The organism is Nonomuraea sp. NPDC050547 (genome assembly GCF_044457345.1).
GTDB lineage: Bacteria > Actinomycetota > Actinomycetes > Streptosporangiales > Streptosporangiaceae > Nonomuraea.
Genome location: NZ_JBITGW010000028.1, coordinates 89,417 through 109,659 on the forward strand (window position 1 = coordinate 89,417; position 20,243 = coordinate 109,659).

The window sequence follows — 20,243 nt, forward strand, 5'->3', positions numbered from 1 at the left end:
GTCTCCTCCTTCCCGCTCCTCAGGTCAGCCGGGCGCTCACGGGCGGCAGGGTGAACGGCCGGTGCGGCAGCTCCTGGTACCAGTACGCGACCGAGGACAGGTCGTCGCTGCGCCGGTTGGCGTGCCCGTGCTCGATCGTCACGCGGATCGAGGTGGTGAAGGGCACGGGGTCCTCGATGTGGAAGCGGTACAGGGAGATCTGGCCGCTCCAGTTCTCGCCGCCCGGGAGCGTGATCCCGTGATAGGGCGCGTGGTACGGCCGGCTGGGGCACCACGCGGTGTTGAAGTAGTCCTCGGTGCCGGTGCCGTGCAGGCTCGGCGGGAAGGCCTCGCCGTCGATGAAGATCATGTCGTCGCCCTCGCCGTACCAGTTCCAGTCGGCCGTCTGGCGCAGGTTCGTCACGTTGAGCACGCAGCCGACGTAGTGGCCGCGGCCCTCGGCGTCGAGGATGACGTAGTTCCCGGCGCCGTCGGTGTTGGCGCCGTCGAACAGCCACGCGGAGTTGGACAGCTCGCCCTGCTCCAGGCCGTCGGCGGGGCACTCGCGCCGCCACTGGGCGTGAAATCGGCCCAGCCCGTCGCCCAGCTCGCCGAACTCGTCGTAGTCGATGTAGTAGTAGAACCACAGCACCTCGGACGCGCACTCGCTGACCAGCTCGAACCTGGCGCCGTCGGCGAAGGGCATGTGGAACCAGCAGTTGAACGCCTTGCCGTCCTGCGGGCTCATCTGGAGCGGGGCGGAGACGAAGTCGGCGGTGCGCGCGTGGCCCATGCCGAAGAAGTCCCCGAGCGGCACGAACACGCTGGGGTGCTCGGAGCCGTCCCAGTAGATCTTCAGCACGAGCTTGCGCAGGAAGTCCCGGTCGGCCGTCTCCGGGGTGGCCGGGTCGCGGGGGGCGACGGTCATCCAGATGTGGTTGACCGATCCCGCCCCGCGCAGGTCGGCCAGCGTCACGGTCTGGCCGGGCTCGATGGTGATCCTGTCGTCGTTGCCGCCGGTGCGGTCCCAGCTCGACGCCCGGCGGCGGCGGTGCGCGCGTAACCTCGGCAGGTCGCGGAGGCTGCTGCCGTGCTGGCCGTAGGTCACGGTCATCCTCCTTGAGAAATCGATTGCTGACGTCGTACCTCGGTTGGCGGGTGGCGTCAAGAGGCTCACTGCTGCGTCGAGCCCCTGATTGCGGTCTTGTCCTGGGGTTTTGTCGGAGGAATCGATTTCTCACCCGCGGACGAGCGAGACGTCGTCGAGCTGGAGCCACATGTCGCCGTTGTCGGTCCAGATGCCGGCGAACACCTCCACCGAGGTACGCGGGCCGCTGTCGAACGCCACCTGGTAGCGGGTCCACGAACCCACCGCCCGGAAGTTCGTCTCGCTGAACGGCGCGCCGCCCGGATCCCTGACGCCGAAGAAGCCGTTGTCGTTGTTGGCCGAGGTGCGCAGCCAGCCGGTCATGACATAGCGGGTGTTCGGCGCGACCGTCACCACCTGGTACAGGTCATGCCAGCCCCGGTTGTAGCGGGCGAAGGCATTGCGGTCTGCGGTGAAGGACCAGGTCCCGTTGTCAATGCCGCAGTTGCCGTGACAGGCCCACGGGGTGGCGACCGTACCGGTGGCCTGGCGCTCGAAGCTCGGGTCGCGGACCAGGTTGGCGTTGGTGATGGCGGCGTCCGGGGTCAGGGTGATCCGGATGAGGTAGACGTTGTACGGCGTCCACTCCGACAGCGTCAGGTACAGATCGGGGCCCTGCGACCAGGGGTGCATGAAGCCGCCGTACAGGCCGGGGTGGTCGGCGGAGCTCGCGACGACCGCCGGGGCGCTCCACGGTCCCGTCGGGGCGGCGGCCGAGCGCAGGACCACGTCGCTGCCCTGCAGGTAGGTCATCAGCCACTTGCCGGTGTAGGCGTTGAACCGCACCGACAACTCGGCCACGGGGGCGTTCACCACTGGGGCGGCCAGGGTGTCCTGGCCCTGCTGCCATCGGGAGCCGGTCCAGTACTGGTAGGCGGCCTTGTCGAGGATCTGCTGCTCGGGGACGCGGGCCAGGTAGGCGGCGCCGCTCCGGCCGTTGGGGGTGGCGAAGAGGTGGATATATCCGTCACGTCGGACCATCGCCGCCATCTGGAAGTGGTTGCCGCCGCCCGGGTTGTCCCAGCGGGGGGTGCCCGGGGTGGTCGCCGTCCAGTTCTGGCCGTTGTCGTCGGAGTAGGCGATGCCGGCGTAGTTGGTGTCCCATTGGCCGGGCTGGCCCCAGTGGCGTACCGACATGTACCCCATGTACTGCCGCGTCCCCACCGACACCCCGGCCGTGGGGATGACGGTGATCTCGTCGCCGTCGACCTTCCTGCTGGGGATCAGCTCCTTGGCATGGCCCGCCCGATCGGTGGCCGCACCGCTGAAGGTCATCCCGTCGGCCAGATCCCGGTCGACGCTCCGCAAGAGCACCTGACTCCGCCAGTCACCCCCGTTCGCGCCCGGCGGCGCCCACCCGTCCCCAAAGGTGTCCCCGAACGCGGCCAGCACCTCCCCGGCCCCGTTGTCCCACATGATCCCCAGATCGGTGGCATTGACCTTCCAAGCCAGATCCGTCCCCGACCCCGCCCCCGTAACCTTCGCCACCACCACCCCCGGCGACCGCCCCACCCCCAGGACACCCCACCCTTCTCCCCCACCCAACACCGCCCCCAGGCCCTGCCCTCCTAACACCTTGGGGTCTCGCCCTCTCGGCGCGACCCCCACGCCCCACCTTCCTCGCGCCGCTTCCCCTTGCCCATCCCGTGCGACCTCCCCGCCCGAGACCGTCGAACCCGCGTGCCGCCCTCCCGGCGCGGCCACCGACTGCCACACCCCGGGGTGTCCCGCTGGGGCGCTTTCCCGGCCCGGCGCCGCTTGCCATGGTCCTGGAGCGGGACCTTTCCGCATCGCCGTCGCGGCCGGGAGCGAGCCGGGAGATGCCTGCCTCCCGTGCGACGCGGCGTCGGCGGGCAGGTGGGGGGCAGTGGCGGCGATCAGGGCGAGCAGGCTGCCCGTGACCGTCCAGGTACGTAAGCGTGTGTCCATGTGCCCGGCCTCCTCGGGAAATCGATTTCCCGCATTGTCAAGCGGCCCGGCGACGCCGTCAAGAACCCTGTCATACCAGTACGGCAGGCAGCACCACGTGCCGAGGCGGGAACCCCTCCCCCGACACGCGGCGCAACAACAACTCCACCGCGAGCCGCCCGATCTCGTACGTGGGCTGCGAGATCAGCGTCATCGCGTCACTCAGCCCCAGCGCCCACCGCATGTCGTCGAACACCGCCAGCGTGATGTCCTCCGGATAGCGCAGGCCGTACTCCCGCAAAGCGGTCGCCGCGCCGAGCGCCATCAGGTTGTTCGACACGAACAGCGCGTCCGGCCCGGGTTTGAGACGCAGCAGTCCGGCGGCGGCGGCGCGCCCGCCCTCGATGCGGTAGTCCCCCCGCACGACCAGCTCGCGACGGTAGGCGAGACCGGCGGCCCGCAGCCCGTGCCGGTACCCGGCCAGCCGGTCCACGGCGGTCGTCACCTCGGTCGGCCCCGCGATGAACCCGATCCGCCGACACCCCTGATCCACCAGCCGCAGGACCGCGTCCTGGGCGGCTTTGACGTTGTTGACCCCGACCCGGTCGACTTTGGCCGTCTGCAACCGCCGGTCGACGGTAACGACGGGTATGCCGCGTTCGGCGAGAAGCGAGATCGAGGTACGCGTCGCGGAGGCCGGCGACAGGATCACCCCGGCCATGTTCTCGGCGGCGGCCACCTCGATCGAACGCTGCTCCTTCTCCAGGTCCTCGTCGGTGTTGGCCAGCATCACCGAGTACCCCGCCTTGCTGGCGGCGTCCTCCGCTCCGCGCACCATCGAGGTGAAGAACGGGTTCGTGATGTCCGAGATGATCAGCCCGAGCACGGTGGTGGCACGGGTCCGCAGGAACCTGGCCTGCGAGCTCGGCCGATAGCCCAGCTCCCGGACGGCCGCCAGCACCCGCTCCCGCAGTTCCTCGGCCACCGTGGGCCCATGGTTGAGCACCCGCGACACCGTGGCCGGAGAAACTCCGGCCCGACCGGCCACATCCTTGATCGTGATCTGCGCCACCGCACCTCCAGTCCCTTGGAAATCGATTTCCCCCGAGTCTCCCACGCCCACCGGCCCACGACGCCCACATGCCGGCAGACCCGCCCGCGCGAGAGCCCACAAGCGCGCACACCCACGGACGCACACACCGACCGGCGCGCGATGCACACCGACGCGTGCACCGGCCGGCGCGTGCCCACCGCACGCGTGCACCCACAGGCGCGGGTAGCGCGGACCCGCGTGGCCGCAGACCCGCCCGCACCACACCCGCGTGGCCCCAGTCGCGGGCACCCCACAGACGCGTATGACCCCTCGGGTAAACGACCCCGTGCCTCGGGGGACACCGCCTCGGCGCAGGTGAAGCAGCCGGAGGCCGCGTGCACGGCTCCGGACCCGATGGGCATTGGTTGGCCGGGGGCGGGCCTGGTGACCGTGCCCGGTCTTGGGGCTAGGGGGTGTGGAGGGCGGCGTAGAGGCCGTTGGCGGCGAGGAGTTCTTCGTGGGTGCCCTGTTCGGTGATGGTGCCGTTGTGCAGCATCAGGATCAGGTCGGCCTGGCGGATCGTGCTCAGGCGGTGGGCGATGACGAAGCTGGTGCGGTTGCGGCGGGCTCGGGTCAGCGCCTGCTGGATGAGGAGTTCGGTGCGGCTGTCGACCGAGCTCGTGGCTTCGTCCAGGACGAGGATGACCGGGCCGGCGAGAATGGCTCTGGCTATGGTGATCAGCTGGCGTTCTCCCGCGCTCAGGGCGCCGCCGTCCTGGTCGATGACGGTGTCGTAGCCGTGGGAGAGGGTGCGGATGAAGTGGTCGGCGTGGGCGGCTCTGGCGGCGGCTTCGACGTCGGCCTGGGTCGCGCCGGTGCGGCCGTAGGCGATGTTGTCGCGGATGGTGCCGCCGAACAGCCAGTTGTCCTGGGGGACCATGCCGGTCGCCGCGCGTAGCGTGTCGCGTTTCATGTCGCGGACGTCCACCCCGTCGACGGTGATACGGCCGGACGTCACGTCGTAGAACCGCATCAGGAGGTTGACCAGAGTGGTCTTGCCCGCACCCGTCGGGCCGACGACGGCCACGGTGCTGCCCGGCTCGACGACCAGCGAAAGGTCCCGGATCACCGCCTCGCCGGACACAGCTCCAGGCACTCCCGCGCTTTCGAGGGCGACCGCGCGTTCCAACGCCGCCTCGGGTTTGCGGAGCGCGGGGCCGTACGTGAAGGAGACCGCTTCGAAGACGACGCGGCCCCGCACAGGCGCGGCCGTCCCAGGCGGGTCCGCGGGCTCCTCCTCGGCGTCGAGCAGGTCGAGGACGCGCGCGCCCGACGCCACCCCCGACTGGATCACCCCCGCCAGACCCGCCAGCGCCGTCAACGGCCCGCCGAACTCGCGCGAGTACTGGACGAACGCCTGCACGGCCCCCACCGTCAATCCACCGGCGGCCAGTTGCAGGCCGCCGACGACCGCGACGAGCACGTAGCCGAGGTTCCCTGCGAGCCCGGTCGCCGGGCCGATGACGCCGCTGACGAACTGGGCGCGGGCCGACGAGTGGTACAGGCGGGCGTTGTGTTCGCGGAAGGACTCGGCCGACTCCTGGCCGCGGCCGTAGGCGGTGATCAGGGTGTGGCCGGTGTAGGCCTCCTCGACGTGCGCGTTCAGTTCGCCCGTGGCCTGCCACTGCCGCGCGAACTCCACCTGCGCCCGCCGCCCCGCCACCCGCGTGAGCTGGACCGACAGCGGTACGGTCACCAGCGCCACCACCGCCAGCAACGGCGAGATCCAGAACATCATCCCCAGCGTCCCCACGATCAGGAACGCGGAGTTGGTGATCTGGCCGATGCTCTGCTGCATGCTCTGCGCGAGGTTGTCGATGTCGTTGGTGGTACGGCTCAGCACCTCCCCCCGGGGCTGCCGGTCGAAGTAGGGCACGGGCAGCCGCCCGAGCTTCTCCTCGACCTCCCGCCGCAGGTGGAAGATGGCGCCCTGGACGAGCCGGGTGGTGTAGCGCCGCTGGAGTATCCAGAACGTCGCGGAACCGGCGTACACGGCGAGCGCGCCCAGCAGCGTGAGGGTCAGCGCGCGGCCGTCGATCCCCTGCTCCGGCCGGGTGATCGCGCCGATGACGACGAGGTCGGTGGCGCGGCCGAGCAGCAGCGGGCCGGTGACGTTGAGGACGATGCTGGCCAGGCCGAGCACCGCCACCCCCCGCAACCGGCGCGACGGCCGCAGGAGCGTCAGCAGGCGCCAGGCCGTGCGCCCGAAGCTCATCCGACCAGTTCCTCGCCGAGCTGGGAACGGACGATCTCCCGGTAGACGGGGCTGTCGCGGACGAGCTCGTCGTGCGTGCCCGCGCCCGCGACCCGGCCCTCGTCGAGGACGACGATGTGGTCGGCGTCGAGGATGGCGCGCACGCGCTGGGCCACGACGATGACGGTGGCGTCGGCGGTCTCGGCGGCGAGGGCCTGCCGTACCCGCGACTCCGTGGTGTGGTCGAGGGCGGAGAAGGGGTCGTCGAGGAGGTACACGGGCGCGCGGCGGACCAGCGCGCGGGCCAGGGACAGCCGCTGGCGCTGGCCGCCGGAGAGGTTGGCGCCGCCCTGGGCGACGGGCGTGTCGAGGGCGGGCACGAAGTCGCGGGCCTGGGCGATGCCGAGGGCGTGCCAGAGTTCGTCGTCGGTGGCGCGCGGGCGGCCGTGGCGGAGGTTGGTGGCCACGGTGCCGGAGAACAGGTGCGGGCGCTGCTCGACCAGGCTCGCCGACCGGGCCAGGAGGCCGGGGTCGAGGGTGGTGGCGTCTTCGCCGCCGAAGAGCACCGTGCCTTGCGTGGGATCGGACAGGCGGCGGATCAGGCTGAGCAGCGTGCTCTTGCCGCTGCCGGTGGAGCCGACGATCGCCGTCGTCGTGCCGGGGCGGGCCACCAGGTCGACGCCGTGGAGCACGTCGTCCTCCGCGCCGGGGTAGCGGAAGCGCACGCCGCGCAGCTCGACGCGGCCGGGGGCGCGCATCCGGCCGACCGGGTTCGCGGGCGGCGCCAGGCCGGGCTCGGTGTCCAGCACCTCGGCGACGCGGACGGCGCAGACCTCGGCTCTGGGCAGGTTCATGATGACGAACGCGGCGGTGAGCACGGCGGTCTGGATCATGGCCAGGTAGGTGAGGAACGCGGTCAGCTCGCCGACGCCCAGACCGCCGTCGTCGACCCGCCGCGCGCCCGCCCAGATCACGAAGACGCCGCAGACGTTGACCAGGTTGACCACCAGCGGCATCAGCGCGGCCGACGTGTAGCCCAGGCGGGTCGAGACGTCGGTCAGCTCCTCGTTCGCCCGCCCGAAGCGCGCGCGCTCGGCGTCCTGCCTGACGAACGCGCGGGTCACCCGGATGCCCGCGATCTGCTCCCTGAGCACCCGGTTCACGGCGTCGACGCGCTCCTGTACGGCCCGCGACAACGGCCGCATCCTGCCGACCAGCACCGCCGTGACGGCACCGAGGACCAGCGCGAGCGTGACCAGCAGCCACGACAGCGCGACGTCCTGGAGGACGGCCATCACGATCCCGCCCACGGCCATGACCGGAGCCGTGACGATCACCGTCAGCAGCGACAGCGCGAGCGTCTGGATCTGCTGGACGTCGTTGGTGGTGCGGGTGATCAGCGAGGGTACGCCGAGCGCGCCCACCTCCTGCGTGGACAGGCGCTGGACGTGCAGGTACACCGCCTCCCGCAGGTCACGGCCCACCCCCATGGCCGTACGCGCGCTCAGGTGGACGGCGGCGAGCGTGGCGCCGCCCTGCACGAGGGACACACCGGCCATGACCGCGCCCAGGCGCAGGATCAGCCCGGTGTCGCCGGTGAACACGCCGTCGTCGATGATCACGGCGTTGAGCGTGGGCAGGTAGAGCAGGGCGGCCGTCTGCGCCACCTGCAGGAGGACGACGGCGGCGACCGCGCGGCGACGCGGGCGCAGATGTCTGGCCAGCAGCCGCCAGAGTGCCACGTCGCGCCTCCCTTCACGATCGACTGTAGGGAGGCGCGCGTGGGGTGAGGAAGCGGTTCCGCCCCGGGCGTAGCGGTCCGCTCAGATGCTCAGCCGGCTCCCCGACAGCGGCCGCATGGCCAGCCGCATGAGAGCCAGCGCGTTGTCGTCGCCGGCGATCCGGTTGGCGCTGAGCACGCCGCACCGGCGGCATTCGTGGATCAGCAGCCACTCGCCGTCGTCGCGTACGGTCACGCCCAGCGCCTCCATCCGCCCGCCGCACCCGGCCGCACGGTCGCCCGGCACCCGCCGGTCGAGGTGAAGACTGCCGAGGCAGGACGGGCAGTGGTTGCGGTGCGCGGTGCCCGGCGCGTGCATGGACACGTCCATCCGGCACGAGGCGCACCGGAAGGTCGCCGCCCGCGGCTCCTTACGCCGCTGCGGCCTCCTGACCCGCCCGCGCATCACAGCCTCCCGAACAGCTCGAACGGGAACGGCGGCGACGCCAGCGGGCGTACGGCCATCCGCATGAGGATGAGGACGTTGTCGTCGCCGCGCGCGGGCGAGGAGACGAGATGACCACACGACTCGCACCGGTGCACGACCACCCAGTCGCCTTCGGACGGCACGGCGACCGCGATGGGCGCCATGCGCGCACCGTCGGTCTCGTGTACGGCCGTCAGGCATTCGGGACAGTGATGACGCCGGTCGTCCGAGGTGACCCCGCACCCCGGACAGGAAAAGTATTCGGACACGTTGGAGGTGCTCCTTGCCGAGAAACCACGTGGAACGACAGCAAGGAAGCGCCGAGCCGCCTAGCTCAGCATGCGATGCGGCAGCCCCGGGACAGCGTGACGGCCCGAGACACGGTAGGCGCGCTCGGCGCGGACCGGGGCATACATCACTGCTTCCTGGGGCTCGGCGGCCCGGTTGATTCACCTTCACGGACATCGCGACGCTATCAGCGCCCCGGCCCACCCGACCACGGGTTTTCTCCCCATGCCAACCGAACCCCCCTCTCCCCCGTCCTCTCTTGCGTCCCACCCACCCCGAGGGGGCCACCATGCGCGTCCACCTGCTCGTCCCCGCCGTCGTCCTGCTCGCCGCCTCCTCCGGCGTCCTCCCGATGGGCGGTGAGAGCGCCGGCGTGATGACGTACACGTGCACCACGACCGCCACCGCGCAGACCCAGGAGATCCGGGTGAACGTGGACCTGACCGTGCCCCCCACCGCGAAGGTGGGCGAGCAGATGACGATCGGGTGGCGTGGCTCGTACGCCGGGGGCGGCGAGCTGATCGCACCCATAGCCGGGCTCAAGCTGTACGTCTACGCGGGCATCAGCAAGATCGACAAACTGACCTCCGCCACCGGGGTGGCGACGCTGCCCGAGATCGCCGCCGGGGAGCCCATCCCATTACCCGAGAGCGTCGTCGAGCTCAAGACGACCCCCAAGCAGACGGGCAGCGGCTCGGTGCACCCGGCCTCCTTCAACCTCGGAACCTCGCCCAGCGCGCGGGCCATCGAGTGCGAGGTCAAGGCGCGGGGAGCCGGTCTGGACTACCCGCTCACCGTGGAAGGAGGGACGACCCCCACGGACGCCGAGACCGAGCAGCCCGACGAGACCGTGGACGACGCCGAGACCGTGCAGTCCGACGAGCCGGTGGACGAGGTGAAAACGCCTGTCGGTGGAGCGGAGACGGGTGGTGGTGGTGAGGCCGGGCCGGATGGGCGGATCGTGGTGCTCGCGGGCCTGGTCATGCTGGCCGGGGCCGGAGCGGGGCTGGCCCGCCGGACGAGGTCGCGCGGTTAGCCTCGGCGGTTGCGGCGGTCGAGGATGAACCACCAGGCCAGGCAGATCAGACCGAGCACGCACAGGCTGGCGATCAGCAGCGGCGAGGTGACCAGGAAGGCCAGGACGATCGCGATGACCGCGATGACGATCGGCAGCGTCGGAGTGGGCGTCATGTGCTGATTATCGGGCGGAGCGGATGGCGTCGGCGACTCTGGTGGCCAGGGCCATGACGGTGAGCGACGGGTTGACCGACAGGGAGACGGGGATCAGGGAGGCGTCGCCGACGTACAGGCCGGAGACGCCGATCGCGGCGCCGTCGAGGTCGACGGCGCCGCCCATGGGGACGCTGCCCTGGACGTGCGAGGTGGTCAGGCCGGTCCACACCACGCGCCTGGCCCCGGCGGCGGCCAGTACCTCGACCGCGAAGGCGAGGCCGTCGGCCAGGCGGCGGCGTTCCACGGGGGCGAAGCGTTTGCGGAAGATGTCGCCGGGCTCGGCCGTGGCGGTGTTGAGGTCGTTGGCCATGACGAGCAGCCCGGCCCAGTGGCGGTACGTACGCAGGGTCTCGGTCAGAGCGTCGCCCCACAGAGGCAGGCCGGAGGCGTCCACCAGGCTCATGGCGAAGGCCACCGGGTCCTGGATGGTGGTGCCCTCGACGACGAAGTCCTCCTGGTAGTCGAGGCAGTGCGCGGTGATCGGGTAGACCATGTGGCAGTCCTGCGGCTCGTCGAACAGGCCGTAGACGAGCCGGGCGGGGTGCAGGCCGAGCGTGCCGGGCAGGTCGGGGAAGCCGGGGCTGCGCCGGAGGATCTGCGGTGTGTTGAGTGCCCCGGCAGCCAGGACGACGACGGGCGCGCGGGCCACGCCGCCCGTGTGAACGACGCCGGTGACCTTGCCGTTCTCGATGAGCACCCGGTCGACCTCGGCGCCGGTGGCCAGGCGGATCTCGCCGCGGGCCAGGGCGGGGGCGAGCCACGTGTTGAGGGTGTTGCGGCCGGCGTTGGTCGGGCAGCCCTGCAGGCAGGAGCCGCATCGGCTGCAGTTGTAGTCGGTGTAGGACTCGACCGGGGTCAGGTCGGTGCCGAGTGCCCGGAAGCCGGGCCGTACCCGGTGGACGCTGGGCGGCCAGTCGGCGCGGACCCGCACGCCGAGTGCGGCCTCCACCCGCTCGTAGTAGGGCGTCAGGTCGAACGGGAGCTCGCTCGCGGGCGCCCGCAGCGCGACCTTGGTGTTGATCACGGTGGTGCCGCCGACACAGCGCCCGGACAGGAGGGTGAGCGGGCGCTCGCCCTCGACGTCGGCGAACCGCGCCGGCCACCACAGCCGGTGGTTGGCGCGCAGCTCGAAGCGGGTGTGGTCGGCCGCGCCGCGCAGCTCACCGGCCTCCAGCACCAGCACGTCCAGCCCGGCGCGGCCGAGCTCGGCCGCGATCAGCCCGCCGCCCGCGCCTGACCCGACGACGACCACGTCCGCCGTGTCGTCTCCCCGGTACGGCTCCCGCCGCTCGTCGAGGAAGTCCCAGTCCTTACGCAGCCGAGCCCCCTGCGGCGGCTGGAACCCGATCGCCTCATGCCCGGTGGGCCCGGTATGCCCGGGGGCGGTGTAGTCCCCGTAGTAGGCCTCGATCGCGACCGCCCGCACCAGGTCGAAGGCGGGGCTGCCCACCTGGCCCGCGAGGTCGGCACGGCCCAGCGTGGCAAGGGCGGCGGCGAGGCCGGGCGGGTCGGTCCTGGCGGCGTACTCGGTGACCCCGATGTCAGCCGATCCCGGCACGAGCCGGTCGAAGACGTTCACAGGAAGGCCGCCCCTCCGTCGACGTTGAGTGTCTGCCCGGTGAGGAACCCGCTGGCCGGATCGCACACGTACAGCAGCGTCGACACCAGATCGTCCGGTTCCGCCACCCGCGGCACCCGCTGCATGGCCGCCACGCGCTCGAACCCGCCGTCCGCCCCGGTGCTGCGCGCGGCGGTCTCGGTCCTGGTCAGGCCGGGGGCGATGACGTTGGCGGTGATGTTCTCGGGTCCGAGCAGGGTGGCGAGCGAGCGGGTCATGCCGATGAGCGCGGCCTTGGAGGCGGTGTAGGCGACGAGGTCGGGCGGGCCGACGAAGACGGCGCCGGAGGCGATGCTGACGACGCGCCCCCACCCGGCCTCGCGCAGGTACGGCAGCGCCGCCTGCGTCACCGTGAACGGCCCTTCGACGTTGACCCGCAGGATCCGCCGCAGGTCGTCGAGCGTCGTCTTCTCGAACGGGATGGGCGGGTAGACCCCGGCGTTGTTGACCACGATGTGCGGCCCGCCCGCCTCGGCGGCGACCAGCGCCATGGCCCGCGTGACCTGCGAGGGTTCGGTCACGTCGACGGTGACGGGTAGGAACGCGGCGCCGATCCGCCGGGCGGTCGCGCTCTGGGCGGCGACGTCGAACCCGGCCACCCGCGCCCCGGCGGCGGCCAGGGCGGCGGCGAACTCCCGGCCGAGCCCGCCGGCCGAGCCGGTCACCACCGCGGTACGTCCGGCGAGACGATCACTCACTGTTGGCTCCATGGGCGAGGTGGAGGATCTCGTGGTCGGTCAGCCGCTCGCCGGCCAGTTCGGCGGCGACGCGGCCTTTGCGGAAGACAAGGACCCGGTCGCAGACCTCGGCCAGCTCGGCCGGGTCGGTGGAGGTGAGCAGCACGACCCGGCCCTCCGCGGCCAGTTCCCGCACGATGGCGTGCATTTCGGCTTTCGCCGCGACGTCGACGCCGCGCGTGGGGTCGTCGAGCAGGACGACGCCGGGCGCGGCCTCCAGCCACTTGGCGAAGACGACCTTCTGCTGGTTGCCGCCGGACAGCCGGCCGGCGAGCTGGCCGGGGCCGCTCGCCCGGATCCGCAGCCGCGCGGTGGCCGCGACCGCGCGCTCGCGCAGGTCCTTCGCGCGCACCCAGGTCCCGGTACGGCCCAGCGCGACGGTCCGCACCTGGGCGATGTTCTCCCAGAGGGGTTTGTCCAGCATGAGGCCGAGGCGCTTGCGGTCGCTGGGCACCACGGCGACGCCCGCCTTGATGGCCTGGCGCAGGCCGCGCGGGCGTGGGCCGCCTCCGGGGTAGGCGAGCGTGCCGGCCGAGGGGGCGCGCAGGCCGCAGACGACCTCAAGGACGGCCGTCTGGCCGGCGCCCGCGATGCCGGCCAGGCCGACGATCTCGCCCTGCCGCGCCTCCAGGTCGACGCCGTCGAGGTGGCCGGGCACGTGGACGCCGCGCAGGCGGAGGCCGGCCGTACCGGGGCCGGCGGGGCGGGTGGCACGGGCGGCGGGGACCGTGGGGCGCTCGCCGACCATGGCGCGCACGATCTTCTCAAGCGTCAGCTCGGCCATCGGGACGGCGCTCAGCGCGTTGCGGCCGTCGCGCAGGACCGTGACCTCGTCGCACAGTTGCACCACCTCTTCCAGCACGTGCGAAACGTAGGCGACGGCGACCTGCCTCGAGCGCAGCGCGGCGAGGATGCGCAGCAACCGGGCGGCGGCGTCGGCCTGGAGCGCCGAGGTGGGCTCGTCGAGGATGAGCACCGCGGGGTCCTCCAGCAGCGCCCGCGCGATCTCGACGAGCTGGCGTTCCGCGAGGGTGAGCTCACCCACCCTGGTGGTGGGCGGGCGGGTGAGCTCCAGCTCGTCCAGGACCGGTCCTGCCTTGCGCGCCATGGCCTTCCTGTCCAGCAGGAGGCCGCCGCGGCGCAGGTCGCAGGCGGGGAACAGGTTGGCCAGCACGTCCATGTCGGGGAAGAGGCTGGGCTCCTGGGAGACGACGGCGACGCCCCGCCGTACCGCGTCGCGGGTGGTGGAGAAGCGCACGGGCGCGCCGTTCAGCAGGAGCTCGCCCTCGTCGGGCGGGAGGGCGCCGGCCAAGATCTTGACCAGCGTGGACTTGCCGGCGCCGTTCTCGCCGAGGAGGGCGTGGACGCTGCCGGGGCGCAGCTCGATGCGGGCGCCGTCGAGGGCGCGCACGCCACCGAAGCGCTTGCCGATGCCCGACGCGAGGTACATGGGCTACTTCGCCTCGCTCAGCGGCCTCAGCCTGCCCTGGATACCGCTGAAGAACTCATCGGCCCGGCTCTTCAGCCACGCCCGTTTGGCCTGGTCGGAGGCCTGTCTGGCGGTGATCTCGTCGACGTTGGCCTTGGTGACGAGCAGGTGACCGGGGTCGGCCCAGCCCTCGGGCAGCGCCTTGCCCGCCTTGGCGGCCTCGGCCAGCATGCGGATCGCGACATAGCCCTTGAAGTAGTGCTCGGGGGACATGGCGGCGAAGCTGGTGCCGTCCTTGACCGCGGCCAGCGTCTTGGGGTCGAGGTCGAAGGCGGCCACCAGGTACGAGCCCCCGGCGGTCTGCTTGGCCTTGGCCAGGTTGTACGCGTCCTGGTCCCCGGTGCCGAGGAAGGCCAGCGCCTTCGGATGGGCCTTGACCAGCCCGTTCCAGATCTCGAAGTTGGCGGCCGGGTCGTTCTTGGTCTCGAAGGGGCCGAGCACCTTCACACCGGGCAGCTTCTCGGCGAAGGCCTCCTTCATGCCGTTGGCCCGCTCGTCCAGCACCGGCACACCGGGGTTCGGCGTGCCGAGCACCACGTCGCCGGTGGCGTCCGGCGGCAGGAGCTTGATGGCTTCGAGCGCGAGCTGCTTGCCCGCGCCCCGGTTGTCGTTGCCGACGTAGAGGCCGACGTTGCTGCCGGGGGCGGGCACGGTGTCCACGCCGACCAGCCGGATCTTCCGCGCCGCCAGGTCGGCCAGCGGCCGTACGAACAACTCCGGCGCCAGGTCCTCGATCGCGATGCCGTCGGGCGCGGTGCGGCCGAGGTCGCCGAAGAGCTTGACCTGGGCCGGCGGGTCCACCGAGTTGGGGGCGCTGATCTGCAGGTCGACGCCGCCGACCGCGTCGGCGGCGAACTGCCCGCCGGCCGCCATCTCCTGCGCGAAGTCGGCGTCGGTGGTGGCCAGCGAGAACCCGATCTTCGGGGCGCCGGAGGAGGTGGGGCCGCCGCCGGAACAGGCGGCGGTCAGGACGAGGACGGCGGCGATCAGGGCGCGTTTCACAGAGTTCCTCACAGGGACTCCCTAGAGCTGGCGGAGCCGCGGCGGCGCAACAGGGCGTCGAGCGCGACGGCGAGGAGGATGACGATGCCTGTGGCGAACAGGCTCCAGTTGATGGGGACGCCGAAGTACACGAGTCCGCTGGCGACCGTCCCGAGGATCACGGTGCCGAGGACGGAGCCCCAGACCGTGCCGGAACCGCCGCGCAGCGGGGTGCCGCCGATGATCGCGGCGGCGATGGCCTGCAGCTCGTAGCCCTGGCCGATGGTCGGCTGGCCGGAGGCGAAGAAGCCCAGCGTGAGCACGCCCGCCACCCCGGCCAGCGCGCCGGACAGCACCAGCACCTGGAGGCGGACGCGCGGGATCGAGATGCCGGAGAAGCGCGCGGCGTCGGGGTTCGAGCCGATCGCCCGCACCCGGTAGCCGAACGGCGTGGCCTTGAAGACCACGGTCAGCGCTATCGCCACCGCCGCCAGCACCCAGATCGAGGTGGGCAGGCCCAGCAGGTCGCCGCCGACCACCGTGAAGAAGGCGTCCTCGCGCGGCAGCCCGGCCACCTGGCGGCCCTCGCTCAGCGCCAGGGCCAGGCCGCGGAAGACCGACAGGGTGCCCAGCGTGGCGATGATCGACGGGATGCCGAGCGTGTTGCACAGCGCCCCGTTGACCAGGCCGAGCACGGCGCCCACGGCCACGCCGGCCGCCGCGGCCAGCCACGGGTTCACGCCCGCGCGCATCATCATGCTGCCCGCGATGAGGCTGAGCGCGTAGGTGGATCCGACCGAGAGGTCCAGCTCGCGCATGGCGAGCAGGTACGTCATGCCGCAGGCCAGCACGCCGATGAAGGAGGCCTGCCGTACCACGTCGATGAGCTGCGCGCGGTCGAGGAAGGCGGGGTGGAACAGTCCGATGGCCACCACGAGCACGACGAGCACCACGACGACGCCGAACTCGTCCACACCGAAGACACGCTTCACGCCGTCTCCCTAGAACGGGTAGGTCTCGATCGGGCCCTGGACGGTGATCCAGCGCGTCTCGGTGAACGCCTCGACGTTGGCGGCGGCGCCCCCGAAGCGGGAGCCGGTGCCCGAGTGGGCCACGCCGCCGAACGGGGCGACCGCCTCGTCGTCCACGGTCTGGTCGTTGACGTGCGCGATCCCGGTCGGGATGCGCTCGGCCAGGTCGAGGCCACGCATGGCGTCGCGGGTGAGGATGGACAGCGACAGCCCGTACTCGCTGCCGGTGGCCAGCGCCACGGCCTCGTCCTCGTCGCGGAAGGTGAGCACGGGCGCCACCGGGCCGAAGACCTCCTGGGCATAGGCGGGGCTGTCGGGGGTGAGGCCGGTCAGCACGGTCGGGCGGTAGAACAGGCCGTCGTAGGTGCCGCCGGTGACCACCTCGCCGCCGGCGCCGACGAGCGCGTGGACCTTGTCGCGCTGGCCGGCGTCGATGAGCGGGCCGAGCGCCACGTCCTGGGTGAAGGGGTCGCCGACCGGCAGTGCGGCGGCTTTGGCGGCCAGCTTCCCGACGTACTCGGCGGCGACGGACGCGTGGACGAGGTGGCGGCCCGCGGTCATGCAGATCTGACCTTGGTGGAAGTAGGAGCCCCAGGCACCGGCGGAGACGGCCCGGTCGAGGTCGGCGTCGTCCAGCACGATCAGCGCGGAGTTGCCGCCGAGCTCCAGGTGCGCCCGCTTGAGATGGCGGGCCGCGGCCTCGCCCACCTTTCTGCCGGCGGCCGTGGAGCCGGTGAAGGAGATCACCCTGACGTCCGGGTCGGCGACCAGGGCCTGCCCCACGTCGGGGCCGCCGGGCAGCACGTGCAGCAGTCCCTCGGGCAGGCCCGCGTCCTCGAAGACGCGGGCGATCGAGACGCCGCCGCACACGGCGGTGCGCGGGTCCGGCTTGAGCACGACCGCGTTGCCCAGGGCCAGGGCGGGCGCGACGGAGCGGATGGCCAGGATGAGCGGGGCGTTGAACGGCGCGATCACCCCGATCACACCCGACGGCACCCGCCTGGCCAGGCTGAGCCGCCGTTTGGCCGTGGGCAGGATCTCGCCGATCGGCCGGGAGGCCAGCGCGGCGGCCTCGTGGCACTCCTGGGCGGCGATGTGGGTCTCGAAGCCCGCCTTGCCGCGGATGGAGCCGGACTCACGCATGATCCACTCGTGGAGTTCGGCCGCGTGCTGCTCGAAGGCCAGGCCCGCGCGGCGCAGCACGGCCGCGCGTTCCTCGAAGTTCGTGCGGGCCCATTCCGGCTGTACGGCCCGGCCGCGCCGGGCGGCGGCCGTGACGTCGTCCGGCGTGGCCAGGCCGATGGTGCCGAGACGGACGCCGGTGGCGGGCTCGGTGACGGGAGCGGTGGCGGCGGCCTGCGTCCAGGTGCCGCCGAACAGGCGTCCCGTCCAGGTGGACGGGTCGAGCAGGGTCATGGGGGTGGGCCTCCTGCTGTTGTGGCCTTGAGGGGGGTGGTCGGCGTCAGGGGGCTATGGCGATGTCGAGGAGGAGAGGCTGGGTGCGGTCCAGCAGGCTGGGGATGACGCCGTCGAGGACGTCCAGCAGTTCGTCGTGGCCGGTGATGCGGCGGGCCGGGCAACCGAACGCGGTGGCCAGGCCGCTCAGGCTGACCTCCTCGAAGGCAGGCCACGGGGGCTTGCCCGCGTCCGCCGCCTCGGCGAGCTGGTCCATGACCGCGTACCTGCCGTTGGCCAGCACCACGAACAGGGCGCCCACCCGGTAGCGGGCGGCGCTCCAGAGGGCCTGGATGCCGTAGATGGCCGACCCGTCGCCGACCACCGCCACCACCGGGCGGTCGGGCAGCGCCATGCGCAGCCCGACCGCGGCGGGCAGCGCGAAGCCCAGGCCGCCCATGGCCGCCGACACGAAACCCAGGGGGCGCCTGGCCGGGAGCAGGCGGTGGAGCTCCGGCCTGGACGACGGGGTCTCCTCGACCACGATCGTCTCGGGCGCCAGCCGTACCGCCAGGGCCGCCAGGACGTGCGCGGCCCGCAGCGGCTCGCCCACGCCGGGGTCGACCAGGCCGTGCGCGTCGGCGCGGCCCTGCTGGGCGGGCACCACCCAGCGCGGCTCCCATGTACCTTCCGCCGGCTCGTCCGTCGCCCACCGGCCCCCGCTCAGCACGCGCCCGCCGTCGCCCGCGCTCTGCACGGGCCCGATGCCGCCCGCGCTTGGTGCGGGCCGCCCACCGGTGTCCCATCGCGGGTCCACGGGCTCGGGCGACGCGAACGCGGTGTCGCGCGGTTCGCCGGGTTCCTGCTCGGCCTGGTGGTTCGGGGTGGCCGGGTTCGTGAGCGCCCGGGGCGGGGCGGGGCGGGGGTGGAGGTGGGTGGGCAGGTGTTCGCAGACGGTGGCGGGCGAGGCGAGGATGGCCAGGTCGGCGGGGGCGCGGTGGGCCTCGGACGGGTCGTCGGTGACCACGGCGATCCGGGTGCCGGGGGTGACGAGGTGGCCCGGCTGGTAGGGGTTGTGGCGGAAGACGGGGGCGCCGACCGCGAGCACGAAGTCGTGGCCCGACAGGATCGTGCGCTGCTGGGCCCGGCCGGAAGGCAGGACTCCGGCGTACTGCGGGTGGTGCTGGGGGAAACCGGCTCTGGCGCCGAACGACTCCTGCCAGACCGGGCAGCCCAGCCGTTCGGCCAGGGCGACCAGGGCGGCCCAGGTACGCGGGTGGTCGGCGCCGGCGCCGGCGACGATCACCGGGGAGGCGGACTCGTTCAGGAGCGCGGCCAGTTCGATGGCGGCGTCGAGGGCGGTCGCGCTGGGCCGCAGCAGCGTATGGGGAGCGGCGACCACCTGGTCCGGCGGCATGACGCTGAGCCAGTCATCCATGGGCACCACCACCAGGGCGGGTCCGCGGGCGGTCTGCGCCTCGTGCCACGCGCGGGCCACCGCTCCCGGCACGTCCTGGGCCCGCGCGGGCTGCGCCCGCCACACGGGGTAGTCGCCGGCGAGGCCGTCGAGCCGGCCGGTCAGGAACGGCTCCAGCGCCAGGTGGCGGCGGTCCTGCTGGCCGGCGATCACGACCAGCGGCGCGCGGTTGACGCGCGCGGTGGCCAGGGCGCCGACGGCGTTGCCGAGCCCGGCGGTCGTGTGCACGATCGCCAGCGCCGGGCGGTCGGTGGCGATGGCGTGGCCGGTCGCCATCCCCACCACGGAGCCCTCGTGCAACGCGAGAACGAACGTCAGGTCGTCGGGCAGCCCGGTGAGCAGGGACACCTCGCTGGAACCCGGGTTGGCGAAAAGGGTGGTCATGGCATAGCGCCGAAGCACGTCAAAGGTGGCGTCTCGGACCGTCTGCATCATCGCCTCGATGTTCGTATGCCGCACAGTCGTTCGCACAGTGTGCGTTTCCGTGACGTTAGGCGGTGATCGGGGTCACGTCAATGGATAGATGTTCGCAGTCCATACGAATGTACGGATGGCGAACACGTTCTATAGTTACTTCATGGTAAGTAGGGACACTTCCGAAAACCGGGCGCCGGAACACGTACAGTCGCTGGCCAGAGGCCTGTCGGTGATCCGCGCGTTCGACTCCGAACATCCCGCGCTGACACTCGCCGAGGTGGCCAGGGCCACCGGACTGACCCGGGCGGCGGCCCGCAGGTTCCTGCTGACGCTGGCCGACCTGGGCTACGTGCGGACCGACGGGCGGTTCTTCACGCTCACGCCGAGGGTCCTGGAGCTGGGGTACGCGTACCTGTCGAGCATGTCGCTGCCCGAAGTCGCGCAGCCGCACCTGGAACGGCTGGTGGCCGAGGTGCACGAATCCGCGTCCGTGGCGGTGCTCGACCAGGAGGACGTCGTCTACGTGGCCAGGGTCGCCACCTCGCGGATCATGCGGGTGACCATCAACATCGGCACCCGCTTCCCCGCGCACGTCACCTCGATGGGCCGGGTCCTGCTGGCCTGGCTGCCCCCCGCCGAACTCGACGCCTACTTCACCCGGGCGAAGCTGCGGCGTCACACCTCACGCACGCTCACCTCGCCGATCCAGCTGCGCGCCGAGCTCGATCGGGTACGCGCGCAGGGGTGGGCCATGGTGGACCAGGAGCTGGAGGAGGGCCTGCGGTCGCTGGCCGCCCCCATCCGCGACGCGACCGGCCAGGTGGTGGCCGCGGTCAACGTCTCCACGCACGCCAGCCGTACCACCCCGGAGTCGGCCCGCCGCGACCTCCTGCCTTCCCTGCTCGCGACGGCGGCCCGCATCGAAACCGACCTCCACGCCACGGGCACCCCCCGCTTCCACGGCCGCCTCCCCTCCTAGCCCGCTCCCCCGCCACCACGCGCCGGCGGCAACCCAAGACGGCGGCCCGAGGCGGTGGCCCGGAGCAGGT

General features: G+C 72.3%; 17 protein-coding genes. 2 read left to right on the forward strand and 15 right to left on the reverse strand.

Annotation, left to right across the window (positions count from 1 at the left end; genetic code table 11):
• Positions 1-19: 19 nt before the first annotated feature.
• From ACIBHY_RS49475 to ACIBHY_RS49505, 7 genes are all read right to left on the reverse strand, one after another.
• Positions 20-1,093: a glycoside hydrolase family 172 protein gene (locus ACIBHY_RS49475; RefSeq protein WP_397248949.1), complete on the reverse strand. Its 1,074-nt coding sequence runs from the start codon at positions 1,091-1,093 to the stop codon at positions 20-22.
• Between the two features lie 123 nt (positions 1,094-1,216).
• Positions 1,217-3,055 carry a DUF4185 domain-containing protein gene (locus ACIBHY_RS49480; protein ID WP_397310438.1) on the reverse strand — a complete coding sequence of 613 codons (1,839 nt, stop codon included), beginning with the start codon at positions 3,053-3,055 and terminating at the stop codon, positions 1,217-1,219.
• A 70-nt stretch (positions 3,056-3,125) separates the two neighbouring features.
• Positions 3,126-4,106, reverse strand: coding sequence for a LacI family DNA-binding transcriptional regulator (locus tag ACIBHY_RS49485; RefSeq protein WP_397097773.1), 981 nt, complete (start codon positions 4,104-4,106; stop codon positions 3,126-3,128).
• A gap of 427 nt (positions 4,107-4,533) precedes the next feature.
• A complete protein-coding gene (locus ACIBHY_RS49490; protein WP_397310439.1) occupies positions 4,534-6,342 on the reverse strand; it encodes an ABC transporter ATP-binding protein in 1,809 nt (602 codons plus the stop codon).
• Positions 6,339-8,063, reverse strand: coding sequence for an ABC transporter ATP-binding protein (locus tag ACIBHY_RS49495; RefSeq protein ID WP_397310440.1), 1,725 nt, complete (start codon positions 8,061-8,063; stop codon positions 6,339-6,341). Before ACIBHY_RS49495 ends, ACIBHY_RS49490 begins: the two co-directional genes overlap by 4 nt.
• Before the next feature lie 81 nt (positions 8,064-8,144).
• On the reverse strand, positions 8,145-8,507 hold the full coding sequence (locus tag ACIBHY_RS49500; RefSeq protein ID WP_397248943.1) for an RNHCP domain-containing protein: 363 nt from the start codon (positions 8,505-8,507) through the stop codon (positions 8,145-8,147).
• Entirely contained in the window at positions 8,507-8,797 is a 291-nt protein-coding gene (locus tag ACIBHY_RS49505) for an RNHCP domain-containing protein (RefSeq protein ID WP_397248941.1), read from the reverse strand. The genes ACIBHY_RS49500 and ACIBHY_RS49505 overlap by 1 nt, the downstream gene beginning before the upstream one ends.
• A gap of 308 nt (positions 8,798-9,105) precedes the next feature.
• Between ACIBHY_RS49505 and ACIBHY_RS49510 the strand changes: the two genes are divergently transcribed.
• On the forward strand, positions 9,106-9,852 hold the full coding sequence (locus ACIBHY_RS49510) for a hypothetical protein (protein WP_397310441.1): 747 nt from the start codon (positions 9,106-9,108) through the stop codon (positions 9,850-9,852).
• Here ACIBHY_RS49510 and ACIBHY_RS49515 read toward each other — a convergent pair.
• From ACIBHY_RS49515 to ACIBHY_RS49550, 8 genes are read right to left on the reverse strand one after another with little or no spacing between them, the layout of a single operon-like run.
• A complete protein-coding gene (locus ACIBHY_RS49515; protein ID WP_184973862.1) occupies positions 9,849-10,007 on the reverse strand; it encodes a hypothetical protein in 159 nt (52 codons plus the stop codon). The genes ACIBHY_RS49510 and ACIBHY_RS49515 overlap by 4 nt on opposite strands.
• A gap of 7 nt (positions 10,008-10,014) precedes the next feature.
• A complete protein-coding gene (locus ACIBHY_RS49520) occupies positions 10,015-11,628 on the reverse strand; it encodes a GMC family oxidoreductase N-terminal domain-containing protein (RefSeq protein WP_397248937.1) in 1,614 nt (537 codons plus the stop codon).
• Entirely contained in the window at positions 11,625-12,365 is a 741-nt protein-coding gene (locus ACIBHY_RS49525; RefSeq protein ID WP_397248935.1) for an SDR family NAD(P)-dependent oxidoreductase, read from the reverse strand. The genes ACIBHY_RS49520 and ACIBHY_RS49525 overlap by 4 nt, the downstream gene beginning before the upstream one ends.
• Positions 12,358-13,854 carry a sugar ABC transporter ATP-binding protein gene (locus ACIBHY_RS49530; RefSeq protein WP_397248933.1) on the reverse strand — a complete coding sequence of 499 codons (1,497 nt, stop codon included), beginning with the start codon at positions 13,852-13,854 and terminating at the stop codon, positions 12,358-12,360. Before ACIBHY_RS49530 ends, ACIBHY_RS49525 begins: the two co-directional genes overlap by 8 nt.
• A gap of 3 nt (positions 13,855-13,857) precedes the next feature.
• The gene (locus ACIBHY_RS49535) at positions 13,858-14,907 is read right to left on the reverse strand and encodes a sugar ABC transporter substrate-binding protein (protein WP_397248931.1); all 1,050 of its coding nucleotides are present in this window, start codon (positions 14,905-14,907) and stop codon (positions 13,858-13,860) included.
• A complete protein-coding gene (locus ACIBHY_RS49540; RefSeq protein ID WP_397248929.1) occupies positions 14,904-15,866 on the reverse strand; it encodes an ABC transporter permease in 963 nt (320 codons plus the stop codon). Before ACIBHY_RS49540 ends, ACIBHY_RS49535 begins: the two co-directional genes overlap by 4 nt.
• Positions 15,867-15,875: 9 nt before the next feature.
• On the reverse strand, positions 15,876-17,321 hold the full coding sequence (locus ACIBHY_RS49545; protein ID WP_397248927.1) for a benzaldehyde dehydrogenase: 1,446 nt from the start codon (positions 17,319-17,321) through the stop codon (positions 15,876-15,878).
• 46 nt (positions 17,322-17,367) lie between these two features.
• Positions 17,368-19,212 carry a thiamine pyrophosphate-dependent enzyme gene (locus ACIBHY_RS49550; protein WP_397248925.1) on the reverse strand — a complete coding sequence of 615 codons (1,845 nt, stop codon included), beginning with the start codon at positions 19,210-19,212 and terminating at the stop codon, positions 17,368-17,370.
• A gap of 142 nt (positions 19,213-19,354) precedes the next feature.
• Between ACIBHY_RS49550 and ACIBHY_RS49555 the strand changes: the two genes are divergently transcribed.
• Entirely contained in the window at positions 19,355-20,173 is an 819-nt protein-coding gene (locus tag ACIBHY_RS49555) for an IclR family transcriptional regulator (RefSeq protein WP_397248923.1), read from the forward strand.
• Positions 20,174-20,243 lie beyond the last annotated feature (70 nt).

Bases quoted from the DNA above. Each gene is read 5' to 3' on its own strand.
- ACIBHY_RS49475 (WP_397248949.1), bottom strand. From the start codon at position 1,093: ATGACCGTGACCTACGGCCAGCACGGCAGCAGCCTCCGCGACCTGCCG.
- ACIBHY_RS49480 (WP_397310438.1), bottom strand. From the start codon at position 3,055: ATGGACACACGCTTACGTACCTGGACGGTCACGGGCAGCCTGCTCGCC.
- ACIBHY_RS49490 (WP_397310439.1), bottom strand. From the start codon at position 6,342: ATGAGCTTCGGGCGCACGGCCTGGCGCCTGCTGACGCTCCTGCGGCCG.
- ACIBHY_RS49500 (WP_397248943.1), bottom strand. From the start codon at position 8,507: ATGCGCGGGCGGGTCAGGAGGCCGCAGCGGCGTAAGGAGCCGCGGGCG.
- ACIBHY_RS49510 (WP_397310441.1), top strand. From the start codon at position 9,106: ATGCGCGTCCACCTGCTCGTCCCCGCCGTCGTCCTGCTCGCCGCCTCC.
- ACIBHY_RS49515 (WP_184973862.1), bottom strand. From the start codon at position 10,007: ATGACGCCCACTCCGACGCTGCCGATCGTCATCGCGGTCATCGCGATC.
- ACIBHY_RS49530 (WP_397248933.1), bottom strand. From the start codon at position 13,854: ATGTACCTCGCGTCGGGCATCGGCAAGCGCTTCGGTGGCGTGCGCGCC.
- ACIBHY_RS49545 (WP_397248927.1), bottom strand. From the start codon at position 17,321: ATGACCCTGCTCGACCCGTCCACCTGGACGGGACGCCTGTTCGGCGGC.
- ACIBHY_RS49550 (WP_397248925.1), bottom strand. From the start codon at position 19,212: ATGATGCAGACGGTCCGAGACGCCACCTTTGACGTGCTTCGGCGCTAT.
- ACIBHY_RS49555 (WP_397248923.1), top strand. From the start codon at position 19,355: ATGGTAAGTAGGGACACTTCCGAAAACCGGGCGCCGGAACACGTACAG.